Below are 13282 nucleotides of genomic sequence, written 5' to 3' on the forward strand. Positions count from 1 at the left end.
GTCGTTCCGTGAGGGTCTCTCCGTGCTGGAGTACTTCATCTCCACCCACGGTGCCTGCCCCGGCCGCCCCACTCCCCGCGGCCGCACCGGGCGCACCGTGGTTCATCACCGGTGACGTGACGCTGGGCGCCGCGGTGACCCGGGCGCTGACCGCCGCCGGCGCCGACGCGGTACACATCTCCGAGCTGCCCGCTGACCGGACCGGGCTCGTCCCCCGGAACGTACCGGCCGTCTCCTTCGTGGCCGTCCTGGGCGACGGCGGCCACAGCGGCGAACCGTCGCCACAGGAACTGCTCGACCTCACCACCAGCCGGGCCGCCGCCCTGCGCGCACTCGCCGACGCCTGCGAGAAGCTCCCGGACGACGTCACCGCCACGCTGTGGCTGGTGACCCGGCCCAGCGGGGCCCTGCCCGCGCCCGAGCGGCCCGATTTCCCCGCCGACGCGGCCGTCTGGGGAGCGGCGCGCACCCTCCAGACCGAGCACCCCCGGCTGACCGTGCGCCGCCTGTCCCTGGAACGCACCGGCGACGTGGACGAGGACGCCCGCCGCGTCGTCCACGAACTGCTCGTCCCCACCGACGAGGACGAGATCGCCCTCACCGCGCACGGCCGCTTCGTCCCCCGCGTCGTCGAGACGACCGACACCCCGCGCGGCACCGCCGACAGCCGCACCGTACCCGCCTACGCCCTGCAGGTCCGCGACCCCGGCCTCGCCTACCGGCTCGCCTGGACCGAGACCGGGCCCGTGCCCGAACCCCCGCCCGGCGCCGTCGTCGTCTCCGTCCGCGCGGCCGCGCTCAACTACCGCGACGTGATGGAGGCCGTCGGCGTCATCCCGCCGTCCGACCTGGTACAGGGCCTGCCCCGCCGGCCGGGTCCCGGCCTGGAGTGCGCGGGCGTCGTCGAGGCGGTCGGCCCCGGCGTGACCTCGGTCGAGGTCGGGGACCGCGTCTTCGCCGTGGCCCCCGGCGCCTTCGCCTCACACGTCATGACGGTCGAACACGCCGTCGGCCGGATGCCGCGGCGGATGACCTTCGCCGAGGCCGCCACCCTGCCCGTCGTCTTCCTCACCGTCCACTACGGCCTGGGCCGGCTGGCCCGGCTCGCCCCCGGCGAGACCGTCCTCGTCCACGGCGGAGCCGGCGGCGTCGGCCTCGCCGCCCTCCAGTACGCCCGCCGGCACGGCGCGCACGTCATCGCGACCGCCGGCACCCCCGTCAAACGCGACCTGCTGCGCACCCTCGGCGTCGAACACGTCCTGGACTCCCGCGACCTGTGCTTCGCCGAACGGATCCGGGAGATCACCGGCGGGCGCGGCGTCGACGTCGTCCTCAACTCCCTCGCCGGCGAGGCGATCCCCCGCGGCCTGGACGCCCTGCGGCCCGGCGGCCGTTTCGTCGAACTGGGCAAGCGCGACATCCACGAGGACCGTGCGCTGCGGCTGCGGCCCTTCGAGAAGAACATCGCCTTCTTCGGCGTCGACCTGCTCCGGCTGCTGGCCGAACCCGAGCTCGCCCGCGCCCAGTTCGCCGAGGTCTCGGCCCTCATCCGCTGCGGCCGCTACCGGCCGCTGCTCCACACCGTCTACCCCGCGGCGCGGGCCGCCGAGGCCTTCCGGCTGCTCCAGCACTCCCGGCACATCGGCAAGGTCGTCGTCTCCCTCGACTCCCTCGACGAGCCCCTGCTCGTCGAACGGGCGCCGCGCGCCCAGGGCCTCGACCCCGACGGCGTCTACCTCGTGACCGGCGGCCTCAGCGGCTTCGGCGCCGCCACCGCCCGCTGGCTCGCCGACCGCGGCGCCCGCCACCTCGCCCTCGTCGGCCGCCGGGGCCCCGACTCCCCCGAAGCGCCCGACCTGCTCGCCTCGCTGGCCGCCCGGGGCGTCGACGCCCGCGCGTACGCCGCCGACGTCTGCGACGCCGACGCCGTCGAACGCGTCGTCACCGGCCTGGAGGCCGAGGGCCTGCCCCTGCGCGGCGTCGTCCACTCCGCCATGCACCTCGACGACGACCTCATGAGCCGGCTCACCGACGAACGCTTCCGCGCCGTCGTCGCCCCGAAGATGGGCGGCGGCGCCGTCCTCGACGCCCTGACCCGGGGCCGCTCGCTCGACCTCTTCCTGGTCCACTCCTCCGGCGCCGCAACCGTCGGCAACATGGCCCAGTCGCCCTACGTGGCCGGCAACCTCCACCTCGAGGCCCTGGTCCGCAGCCGGCGCCGGGCCGGCCTGCCCGCCACGGCCGTCGCCTGGGGCCCCATCGGCGAGACCGGCTACGCCGCCCGCCGCGGCCTCGCCGAGAGCCTGTCCCAGGCCGGCTTCGACCCGCTCACCCCCGCCGAGGCCTTCGGGATCACCGAGGACATCCTCACCGCCGGCGCCGACGTCCGCGGAGCGGGCCGCTACAACTGGGCCCGCATCACCCGGATCCTGGGCCTCGGCGGAGTCCCCAGGCTGGCGCCCCTGGCCCCGGCGCTGCCGACCGACGAGACCATGAGCAGGGAGGAGATCCTCCGCATGCTCGCGGCCATGCCCCCGCGCGACGCCCGGCAGCACATCGCCGACGGCATCGCCAGCGCACTGGCCGAGGTGCTGGAGACCCCCGTCGAGCAGATCGACCATCACCGCAGGCTGGACACCTACGGCATCGACTCCCTGATGGCCGCGGAAACGTTCGTCTCGCTCCAGCAGCAGTACGACCTCGACATCCCGCCCATGGAACTGCTCCGCAGCGAGGGCACGATCACCGACGTCGCCCGCATCATCCACCTCCGCCTCGGCCTGGCCCGCCCCGGGACCGACGACACCCCGGCCTCCCGGGAGGACGTCCGGCAACTGATGGACCGCACCGGCTGGCGCGAGGCCGCGGCGGATCAAGGACGCCTGCTGCGGAAACGGAAGGAGTGACCCGGGGGGGGCGGCGGCCGGTCAGGGCGCGCCGGTGCCGTCCCGGCGGGTGGCGTACCGGTAGGCGCCCCTGGCCGCCAGCCCGATGACCAGCGCGGCGACCACGTCCGCGAGGGTCTCCCGCAAGCCGGACAGCCGCCCGTGGATCACGGTCGCGACGACGGCCGCCGCGACCACGGCACACCAGAAGTACAACTGCGACTTGGACGACCTCATCAGCAGTTCTTCATCCCGACGACCGCCCCACCGAGCGCACCGCCGACCCCGCCCACACCGGCGCCCGCGACACAGCCGGTCTCCAGCCCGGCGACACAGCCCGCGACGCCACCGGCGATCGCGGTGTCCTGGCTCTGCTTGCCGACGCACTTCACCCAGTCCATGAACCCATAGGCCACGGCATGCGGCGTCATGACGCCCCGGAACTTCGCCTCGTCGACGTCGATGTGCTGCCGCAGCGTGTCACCGCCCTCGACGGTCCACGTCACCTTGTGCACCCCGCCCGCGGTGTCCCGGATGGACTCCGGGGCCAGCGACATCAGCGCCTCACCGTCGGCACCCTGGATCTGCACGCCCCCGCCCCGCACGGAGACCAGCCGGTCGCCCTTCGGCAGCGGGAACTTCCACAGGGTGTCCCGGTAGAACGTGGTCACCTCGCCGGGCTTGGCGACCACACCGTCCAGCGGCTTCGAGGCACCCTCCGGCACCCCGGCCGCGTGCGCGGCGGGAGCCGCCAGAGCAGCCCCGACCACCATCGCCACAGCGAAACCGGCCCGTCGACGCGTATGCGTGCGCACAGGAAATCCCCTCCCACGAGTCATTGCACAAGAACTCGTCGAAGGTACGTTCCGGCACGTAAGCGAGTTAATCCCCCGACCGTCGGTTACCCACCCCGCCGACCGGCCGTGCCGGCCCTGTCGTAGGTGCCTGTTACGTTCCGCCCCATGATCGCGTCCGACAAGCTGCTCGACCGCATAGCCGGCGACCCGTTCCTCTCTGGCTTCCTGGCCTGCCCCGGCGACTTCGACATCACCTGCCGCAATCCTGTCGAGGACCTGAGCCTGCCCACCGGCATTCCCCTGCGCCCCATCGCCGGCTGCGGGGCCGGCGGCACGTACTTCCTGTGCGGCGGCACCGACAGCGCATACCAGCCGGTTCTCTACGCCGATTCGGAGGGCCGGGCGACGCTGATCGGGGGCGACCTCGCCGAAGCCCTCACGCTGATCACCACAGTGCCCTACTGGCGCGACCTGGGTACTGACTTCCCGATCACCGATCTGGCAGCGGACCTCCGCGCCGATCACCCCACTCTCGACGCCGATCGGGCCCGCTTTCTGGCGGCTCTCGGCCTCCCGTCCCCCTCGGAGCCCGAGGCCATCACCCGCCTCCTTGCCGTCGCCGCAAGCACGGCGCCGGACTACGTCCCAGCGGTGCCCGACGACGACCACGTCCCGTACGACCTCTTCTTCGGCGCCCCGTTCCGCCCCGGACATGCGACAGCCCCCGGCGCTCCACATCTATCCGCGAACCTCAGTCGTCGCTGAAGGCTCCGGCCTCGATGTGTGCCCTTCCGGGGGCCTAGCCAGTTTGCCGAGATGGGTGTCACTCGGGCCGATGGACGTCTCCACCGACGGTGTGGCTCTCACCGGTTGTCTGGTGTATATGCCAGTTTCCTCCGTATTCGCCCGGAGTCAAGTGCAGAGCCGAGAGCGGAGCCGGGGCAACGAAAAAGCCCAGCCCAGGAAGGTTCCCGGGCGGCCTCGGCGGCCCGAATCCGACTGATTAGCGACGTACGGACTGCCCATCGATCCACCCTGTGACTGTCGCGCCGCCGTCCGCTCACACAGTGCTCACGCAGACCGTGGGCTTGACCGGGGGTGGACCAGGTCACCATCGCTGCGGGCCGCCGGCGCCGACCACGGCGAAACGCAGCTCCAGGCAGGGTGCCGATGTCATCCTGTGCTGGTGGACGTACCCCTCCCCGACCACCTGGGCACGGTCGACCCGGAGTCCTGTGTCGCTGTGCGAGCAGTGATCCGCAAGTTGAATCTCTCCACGCCCCCTGCGCACATCCCGAGCCAGCAGGAGGTTGCCTTTGTACCGGTGACCCGCACGCAGTGGAAGTCGGTGTTGAGGGACGCTGGCCTGCCCCTGCTCCAACAGGAGACCGACAAGAGAATCAGGGAGATCCTGCGACTTCGGACCGCTACAGGAGGAACGGTCGGGAAGGAGCTCCCAAAGTTGTTGCGGGCTCTCCATGCGTCGGTCGCCGCCTTGGGCACTGTCTCACGCGAGGTGTCCCGGTTCAGCCCATCCGGCACCAGCACGGCTGAGCAGCGGTTGGCGTCCGATTTGGCACAAGCGAACCAGCGCGAGGCTCAAGCGCTGATCGCCTGTCTGGGGCAAGGATGGGCGGAGGCCACTTGGTCGGGGGTGCGCCGGCATGCCCTCGAGGCACAGGGTGCCGGGCGGAGCCTGGAGGCCGCCGCCAGGGATGATCATGCCAATCACCCCGACGAGGATGTTTATCAGCGAACGCTCGGGATTTCGGCCGGGCAACTGGACCGTGGGTCCGGCGTTGCATCACGAGCCCGCCTGCTAACCGCTTGGGTGAAAGACGCAAAAACACTCGATCGTCGGCTACGCCGGAGCATGAGGCATCTGATCGACGACTCGCTGCCGATGACGGTGAAACTGCTTCACCACCTCGCCACCCTCGCAGTGTCCGATCGTCCTTTGGTGGCGCATCGCACAGCGCTCCTGGCCTGTGATCTGGTGACGTCCCATCTGAAGTCCGAACCGGAACGGACATGCTTCGTGATTGCGCGACATGCCAATCGCGAGCCGGAGATGCTGTTCTCCCATCGCGGACAAATCGCCTACTGGGACGCCTACAACCGCGCGGAACACCTAGAAGAGAGAGCGCGTCCGGCCATGGACTTGTACCGGGCCGTGCTGGAAGGTGACGTCAAGCGCACAGCCACAGTGGTCATGGAACTGATGGGCAAGGCGGTTCCCCAGGGAGCCTCACTCGCCGCAGTTCGGGACCTGCTGTCAGCTGAAGAGGGCCGACCGCTGTGCGAGATCCTCGCTTCGACGATCCGTTCTGAGTGGCGCAACGCGAACGCCCACGAGGACTTCCGCTGGGATCCCGTCAACAGCACCCTGCTCCTGGGAGGACAGCCAGCCGACCTAGGGCAGGTACTGGACGCAACGATCCGCGCTCGCGCCATCTGCCACGGGTTCGAACACGGGGTCGCCGTGGCCTATGCGCAGAACGCATCACTGATCATCTGGGGCCCGGAAGGCCCGAACCACGTCAGCCGAGACCTCTCCATACTTCAGGCAGCTGGAGAAGCCGGACTCCCGGTGCTGGACCTTCGACGCCACGGCAGTCTCGTGCGGATGGATGTGCCCGACCTCTCCATCGAGACACTGAGAGAGGCATGCCGCACGCTGCTCAAGGCCGCCATGGCAGACCCCGGCATCGAGCGCTGGGAACTACGACAGACCTCTCCCGACCGGCCGCTGCTGTGCGTGGACCGTACAGCAGCACGCGCCGGCCTCGAAGTCGCGGAACCTTTCTGGACGGTTGCCGACCCAGTCCCCTTTGCTGCTCTCCCTCTCATGGCGAATGCCATGACCAATGCGGGGGAACTCTCCGAGACAGCAGCTGCAACGGTTCTCACCCTGGCCGCTGCACACGTAGTCGGAGAACGAGGCCGTCTGTCGCCGGCCCTTTTACATGGTGATCCAGCTGCCAAGGACGAGTTGATCAGCACCACGAAGTTGATCAGCGTCGGCGCCAAGGCCGCAGCTCATCTACTTGAGGACCCAGCCAGACGCAAGCTGCTGGCTTTTGCTGAAGTTCTTGCCGGAGACTGCCACCGATTGAAGAGCGCTCCTCCGTGCGAACTCGTCCACGGGTTCATGCCGGCGGATCGGACCTTGCGGAGGCATGCACCAGCTCGCCTGCCATGGATCACAGCACTCGACGACTCCGCCATGTGAGACCCGCAAGAAGACCAAGAAGTGGGGGCCCCAAGCCCCTCCACTCACGCATCGTTCGCGCAATCCATCCCACGGCATCCCGGCCGTATGGCGCGCCACACCCCAAGCAACGCAAAAGTCCAGGTCACGGGCTACGTGACCTGGACTTTCCTGGAGCCGCCTTCGGGATTCGAACCCGAGACCTACGCATTACGAGTGCGTTGCTCTGGCCAACTGAGCTAAGGCGGCAAACTGCCTGGTACCGGGATCGGCATCAGCAGCGCGGCCAAGTCTACACAGGTTCCGGGGGTGCTCCGTACACGGTCGTCCGCCGGGGGTCGGCGCAGGTCAGGAGCAGCGCTGGGAGGCGGGCGGGGCGTGGTCCGTGAGGAGGTAGGAGTTGATCGCGGTGTCGATGCAGCTGCTGCCGCGGGTGTAGGCGGTGTGGCCGTCGCCGTCGTAGGTGAGGAGACGGCCGGAGGAGAGCTGGGAGGCGAGGCCGCGGGCCCAGGGGTAGGGGGTGGCGGGGTCGCGGGTGGTGCCGACGACGAGGATCGGGGCGGCGCCCCGGGCGGGGATGCGGTGGGGGCGGCCGACGGCAGGGACGGGCCAGTACGCGCAGCTCAGGGCCGACCAGGCGAAGCTGGTGCCGAGGGCGGGGGACGCCTTGACGAAGTCGGGGAGGGCCCGGCGCACGCCCGCCGCGCCGGTGAAGGCGGGCGGGAGGTCGAGGCAGTTCACGGCCGAGTTCGCGGCCATGAGGTTGGTGTAGTGGCCGCGCCCGTCCCGCTCGTAGTAGGCGTCCGACAGCTTGAGCAGCGAGCCGCCGTCGCCCTCCATGGCGGAGGCCAGGGCCCTGCGCAGCAGGGGCCAGGCGGCCTCGTCGTACATGGTGGAGATCACACCCGTGGTGGCGAGGCTCTCGGTGAGCGGGCGCGGCTTTCCGGTGGCCAGGGGGTGCCGGTCGAGCTGGTCGAAGAAGCGCTTGAGCCGGGCGCTCGCGACGGCCGGGCCGCCCGGCAGGGGGCAGTCGTCGCGCCCGTCGCAGTCGCGGGCGAAGGACGAGAAGGCGGTCTGGAAGCCGGCGGTCTGGTCCCGGTTGATCCGGCGGGAGTCGAGGGACGGGTCGAGCGCCCCGTCGAGGACGAGCCTGCCCACCCGGGCGGGGTACAGCCCGGCATACGTGGCGCCGAGGAACGTGCCGTACGAGGCGCCGACGTAGTGCAGCTTGTCGTCGCCGAGGGCGGCGCGCAGCAGGTCCATGTCGCGGGCGGCCTCGACGGTCGAGACGTGGCGCAGGAGCTTGCCGGAGCGCGTGGCGCAGCCTTCGGCGAACTTCTTGTAGGAGGCGATCAGCCGGCGTTCCTCGGTCGCGTCGTCGGGCGTCTGGTCGACGCGGGCGTAGGCGTCCATCTCCTTGTCGGTCAGGCACTTGATCGGCGTGCTCGCCGCGACGCCGCGCGGGTCCATGGCGACCATGTCGTACCGGTCGCGGACACGGGCGGGGTAGTTGTCGGCCGCGTACTCCTGGAGGAAGCCGATCGCCGAGCCGCCCGGGCCCCCCGGGTTGACCAGAAGCGAGCCGAGGTGCCTGCCGGAGCCACCGGCCTTCTTGCGGGAGACGGCGAGCTTGACGTCACCGTCGCGCGGTGCGGCGTAGTCGAGGGGCGCGCGCAGGGTGGTGCACTCGAAGCCGCGCGCCGCCTTGCCGGAGCAGGCGTGCCAGCGCAGCTTCTGCCGGTAGTACGGGCGCAGGGCCGCCGGCACGGCGGCGGGGAGCGGCTTCAGGGTGGCCGACGGCGGCGGGGAGAGGGGGTTGGCGACGTCGTCGACCGTCGGCAGGGGCTCGGTGGCGGCCGGAGCGGCCGCCGTGCCGCGCTCCTCGGTCAGCAGGAGGTCCAGCAGCGCGGGCGAGGTGTTCGGCCCTTCGGCGCCGCTGCCCGTCTCCCGCGCTCTGGCCGGCGCGACCGCGCCGGCCGGGGAGGCCGTTCCGGACACCACGGCGGAGATCAGCAGAGCCGCTGTCGCGGCGAGGGTGCCCGAGGTACGGACGAGGCGGCTGGTGTCCATCGGCTGATCCCTCTGTGTGGAGACAGGTGGGCATAAGGCATACGTAGGACATACGTAGAACTACGCGGCATACGGAGCGTATCCGGGCCGATACCCGAAATTGCCAGCCTTGGCGCCCACTAGGCCTCGTACGAGTGAGGAATCACCCAACCTGCGGTGTGCCCACCCCGTCCCGTACTACTCCTCCCGGCACACCGGTCGGCGCACCGCTCAACCGGCGCGCAGCGCGACCGTCATCGCCTCCACCGCGAGCAGGGGCGCGACGTTCCGGTCGAGCGCGCGGCGGCAGTCGAGCACCGCCTCGATACGGCGCAGCGTCCGCTCCGGCCCCGACGCGGAGGCCACGCGCTCCAGGCTGTCACGGACGTCGGCGTTCGCGAGGGCGACACGCGAGCCGAGCTGTATCGCCAGAACGTCCCGGTAGAAACCGGTGAGTTCGACGAGGGCGAGGTCGAGGCTGTCGCGCTGCGTACGGGTCGAGCGGCGCTTCTGCTTGTCCTGGAGCTCCTTCATCGCGCCCGCGGTGCCGCGCGGCAGCCGGCCGCCCGTACCGGCCGCGGCGCCGAGCGCGGCGCGCAACTCCTCGGTCTCCTTGGCGTCGATCTCCTCGGCGACCTGCTTGGCGTCCTCGGCGGCCGCGTCGATCAGCTCCTGCGCCGCCTTCAGGCAGCCGCCCATGTCTCCGACGCGCAGCGGCAGCTTCAGCACGGCCGCGCGACGCTCCCGCGCCCGCTCGTCGGTGGCCAGGCGGCGGGCCCGGCCGATGTGCCCCTGCGTGGCCCGCGCCGAACGCGTCGCGAGCTCCGGGTCGATGCCGTCCCGCCGGATCAGGACGTCCGCGACGGCCTCGGCGGACGGGGTGCTCAGCGTGAGGGACCGGCAGCGCGAGCGGATCGTCGGCAGCACGTCCTCCAACGAGGGCGCGCACAGCAGCCACACGGTCCGCGGCGCGGGCTCCTCGACCGCCTTCAGCAGCACGTTGCCCGCGCCCTCGGTGAGCCGGTCCGCGTCCTCCAGGACGATCACCTGCCAGCGGCCGCCGGCCGGGGACAGCTGGGCCCGCCGGACGAGGTCGCGCGTCTCCTTGACGCCGATGGACAGCAGGTCCGTACGGACGACTTCGACGTCCGCGTGCGTGCCCACGAGCGCGGTGTGGCACCCGTCGCAGAAGCCGCAGCCCGGCGCGCCGCCGAGCGCCCGGTCCGGGCTCACGCACTGCAGCGCGGCGGCGAACGCCCGGGCCGCGGTGGCCCGCCCGGAGCCGGGCGGGCCGGTGAACAACCAGGCGTGCGTCATCTTCGACCCGGTGAGAGCGTCGGCGGACGCCCCCGCGGTCACCAGGGCGTCCGCGTCCCGCGCGGCAGCGGCGAGCTGCTCGGTCACCCGGTCCTGCCCGACCAGGTCGTCCCACACGGCCATGACTGCCCTCCGCACGTTCGTCTCGCGGCTTCCCATTGTGGGCCACCGCACCGACAGCCGGGGCCTTGCCGGCGGATCACGACGAGCCCGCCCGACAGGTCGTCGCCCGACAGGCCCCAGCCCGGCAGGTCCTAGCGGCCGCCGTCGGGGCGTCTGCCCTCGTCCCGGGAGGTGTCCCGGGAGCCGAGGAGTTCGTCGGCCAGGGTGGGGCCCTCCTCCTCGGCCCACTCCGGCCGGCGCCGGCGGGCGGACTTGCGGCCGGTGCCGCCGGCCGGTCCCGGCTCGACGTGCGGCAGCTCACGCGTCCGCTCGGTGTCCTGGCCGGCCCGGGCGGCCGCGCCGCCCCCACGCCCGGCGGCGTTCCCGGAGGCATTCCCGGAAGCGTCGTCCTCGGGCCGGAAGAGCCAGTCCGGCACGCGGTCCGCCGGGTTCTCCGGACGGACCGGGGGCAGCACCTCGGTCGGCTCCTCCTCGCGCACGGGCGGCAGGACTTCCGTCCGGTCCTCCGCACGAACGGGCGGCAGAACCTCCGTCCGGTCCTCCGCGCCGGGCGCGCCCGGCTTCGGGAGCACCGCCGTCTCCTCGGAGTCCGCCACCTGCCCGGCCTGCTCCGGCTCGACGCCCCAGGTGACGCGCGGAGCCGGCGCGGGAGGCACCACACGCGGCCAGACAGGCGGCAGCACGGCCGTCTCGTCCTCGGCGCCGGAGTCCGCGCCCCCGGCCGTGCCCGAGTCCGCGCGCGATTCCGTGCCGGGCGCGGACTCGACCTCGCGGGGGTCCGCGCGGTGGAGCGAGGGGTTGGGCGTCTCCACCGTCGGGGCGTCCCCGGCCCCCGGGAAGCCGGCGTCCGGGAAGCCGGCGTCCGGGAAGCCGGCGTCCGGGAAGCCGGCCTCGGCCTCCGCTGCGGCCGCCGCCTCCGCCTCGGCCGCCAACCGGGCCCGCTCGGCGGCCAGCAGGGCCTCCTCCGCCTTGCGCTGCTTCTCGCGCCGGAGCTCCTCCGCCTCGGCGCGCAGCCGGGCCTCTTCCTCGGCCTGCTTGCGGAGCCGCTCCTGCTCGGCGGCGCGGGCGCGCTCCTCCGCCTCGCGGCGGGCACGCTCCTCCTCGGCCGCCTTGCGGGCCTCCTCCGCGCGCTTGCGCGCCTCCTCGGCCTGGCGCTCGGCCTCGCGCCGGGCGGCCTCCTCGGCCTCGCGGCGCTTGCGCTCCTCCTCCTCGGCACGCAGCTTGGCGAGCTGCTCCTGGCGCTCGCGCTCCAGGCGCTCCTCCTCGGCCCTGCGGGCGGCCTCCTCCTCGGCCTTGCGACGGGCCTCCTCCTCGGCCGCCCTGCGGGCCTCCTCCCGGGCCTTGATCTCGGCCTCGGAGAGCGGCAGCAGCTGGTCGAGCCGGTGGCGTACGACCGTGGTGACCGCCTCGGGCGCCTGCGCGGCGTCCACGACGAGATAGCGCGCCGGGTCGGCGGCGGCCAGTGCCAGGAAGCCGGACCGCACGCGCTGGTGGAATTCGGCGGGCTCGGACTCGAGCCGGTCCGGCGCCTCGGTGAAGCGTTCCCGCGCGGCCTCCGGCGACACGTCCAGGAGCACCGTCAGGTTCGGCACGAGCCCGTCCGTCGCCCAGCGGGAGATGCGGGCGATCTCGGTCGGCGAGAGGTCGCGGCCGGCGCCCTGGTAGGCGACGGACGAGTCGATGTAGCGGTCCGAGATGACGACCGCGCCGCGCTCCAGGGCGGGCCGGACGACGGTGTCGACGTGTTCGGCGCGGTCCGCCGCGTACAGCAGCGCCTCCGCGCGGTCCGAGATGCCGGCGGACGAGACGTCCAGCAGGATCGCCCGCAGCCGCTTGCCGATCGGGGTCGCGCCGGGCTCGCGGGTGACGACGACCTCGTGACCCTTGGCGCGGATCCAGTCCGCGACGGCCTGGACCTGCGTGGACTTGCCGGCGCCGTCGCCGCCCTCGAAGGCGATGAAGAAGCCGGTCGGCGAGGGCGCCTGCGCCGGGTCGCCGCCCTTGAGCACGTCCATGAGGTCGCGCCGGAACGTCACGCCGTGCCGGTCGTCCGTCTTCCCGAGCACGACCGCCGCGACGGGCAGCAGCAGCGCGCCGACCAGCATCAGCGTGAACGCGGCGCCGCCGTGCGCGAAGACGAACGCCCCCTGCTCGGCCCGGTGCGGGCCGATCGCGGCGGCCAGCAGCGGCGCGACGACCGCGCCCAGGGCGACGCTGACGCGGACGACGGCGTGCAGATGGTCGGTCGTACGGAGGTCTCACTACCCGAATGCCACACATCACCGGGCGACCACATAGTGTCATTCTGGGCGTCGCTGAACGTCTTCCAACGGTCCGTCACCGCGCGCTCCGTACGTCTCCAGCCGTAGCCCGCAGGGCTGGCCGGCCTGGTCCGGAGCGATCCGGCACCTGGCAGAACTGAAGGCGCAGCGCACTTGCGCGGCTCTCGTCTCGCGCGTCAGCCTCACCAGGCACGAGGCTGGCTTGGGCCCGGTAGATGGTCAAACGTCAAACGGACTGACGGTGACGCTCGCCGCTGACGGCCTGCGGACAGCGGAGGGCGCGCGAGTCGAGCTGCCCATCGCGGCCAGGGCCGATTCCGCGCGGCTACTCGCGCCATCTAGGTAGCCGTACTCAGGCGGAACTCGCCGTCCGCCGTTAGCCTCCGGACCATGAGTTCCGCGCAACAGGTCGATCAGGTTGAAGAAGAGGCTCTCCCGCGGTTGACGGGCACCTGGTCACTCATGCTGGGCACCGCTGCTGTCCTGGGCATCGGCGGTCCCCTGCTTCCGGAATCCGTTCCGGCGCAGGCCCGCATCCTTCCCGTCTACTTCATCCTGCCCCTGGGGATCTGGGCGGTCGCATCCGGATGCATCGCCCTGCGACGCATGCGCGGCGAC

9 protein-coding genes, 1 tRNA gene and 1 pseudogene are annotated in these 13282 nt (G+C 72.2%); 5 read left to right on the top strand and 6 right to left on the bottom strand.

All coding sequences use genetic code 11. From position 1 onward, the window contains the following. Window positions 1-116 precede the first annotated feature (116 nt). On the top strand, window positions 117-2906 hold the full coding sequence (locus AB0K09_RS20605) for an SDR family NAD(P)-dependent oxidoreductase (RefSeq protein WP_366066829.1): 2790 nt from the start codon (window positions 117-119) through the stop codon (window positions 2904-2906). 21 nt (window positions 2907-2927) lie between these two features. Here AB0K09_RS20605 and AB0K09_RS20610 read toward each other — a convergent pair whose 3' ends face one another. Then, a complete protein-coding gene (locus tag AB0K09_RS20610) occupies window positions 2928-3122 on the bottom strand; it encodes a hypothetical protein (protein WP_366066830.1) in 195 nt (64 codons plus the stop codon). Further along, the gene (locus tag AB0K09_RS20615) at window positions 3122-3658 is read right to left on the bottom strand and encodes a hypothetical protein (RefSeq protein ID WP_366066831.1); all 537 of its coding nucleotides are present in this window, start codon (window positions 3656-3658) and stop codon (window positions 3122-3124) included. The genes AB0K09_RS20610 and AB0K09_RS20615 overlap by 1 nt, the downstream gene beginning before the upstream one ends. 189 nt (window positions 3659-3847) lie before the next feature. On the opposite strand from AB0K09_RS20615, the gene AB0K09_RS20620 reads away from it, so the two are divergent. After that, window positions 3848-4447 (top strand): hypothetical protein, encoded by a 600-nt coding sequence (locus AB0K09_RS20620; protein WP_366066832.1) that lies wholly within the window; start codon window positions 3848-3850, stop codon window positions 4445-4447. A gap of 421 nt (window positions 4448-4868) precedes the next feature. After that, window positions 4869-6914 (top strand): hypothetical protein, encoded by a 2046-nt coding sequence (locus tag AB0K09_RS20625; protein WP_366066833.1) that lies wholly within the window; start codon window positions 4869-4871, stop codon window positions 6912-6914. Between the two features lie 151 nt (window positions 6915-7065). Here the strand turns inward: AB0K09_RS20625 and AB0K09_RS20630 are convergent. From AB0K09_RS20630 to tmk, 4 genes are all read right to left on the bottom strand, one after another. Further along, a tRNA-Thr gene (locus AB0K09_RS20630) sits at window positions 7066-7142 on the bottom strand. A 99-nt stretch (window positions 7143-7241) separates the two neighbouring features. Further along, entirely contained in the window at window positions 7242-8963 is a 1722-nt protein-coding gene (locus tag AB0K09_RS20635; protein ID WP_366066834.1) for an alpha/beta hydrolase, read from the bottom strand. Between the two features lie 210 nt (window positions 8964-9173). Next, window positions 9174-10382, bottom strand: coding sequence for a DNA polymerase III subunit delta' (locus AB0K09_RS20640; protein ID WP_366066835.1), 1209 nt, complete (start codon window positions 10380-10382; stop codon window positions 9174-9176). A gap of 131 nt (window positions 10383-10513) precedes the next feature. Beyond that, the gene (gene tmk / locus AB0K09_RS20645; RefSeq protein WP_366066836.1) at window positions 10514-12487 is read right to left on the bottom strand and encodes a dTMP kinase; all 1974 of its coding nucleotides are present in this window, start codon (window positions 12485-12487) and stop codon (window positions 10514-10516) included. A 21-nt stretch (window positions 12488-12508) separates the two neighbouring features. Here tmk and AB0K09_RS20650 point away from each other — a divergent pair, with 21 nt between their 5' ends. Both AB0K09_RS20650 and AB0K09_RS20655 read left to right on the top strand, forming a co-directional pair. Then, entirely contained in the window at window positions 12509-12751 is a 243-nt protein-coding gene (locus AB0K09_RS20650) for a hypothetical protein (protein ID WP_366066837.1), read from the top strand. Between the two features lie 303 nt (window positions 12752-13054). Further along, a pseudogene (locus AB0K09_RS20655) lies at window positions 13055-13282 on the top strand (hypothetical protein); the annotation flags it as partial.

Source organism: Streptomyces sp. NPDC049577 (genome assembly GCF_040675635.1).
Lineage (GTDB): Bacteria > Actinomycetota > Actinomycetes > Streptomycetales > Streptomycetaceae > Streptomyces.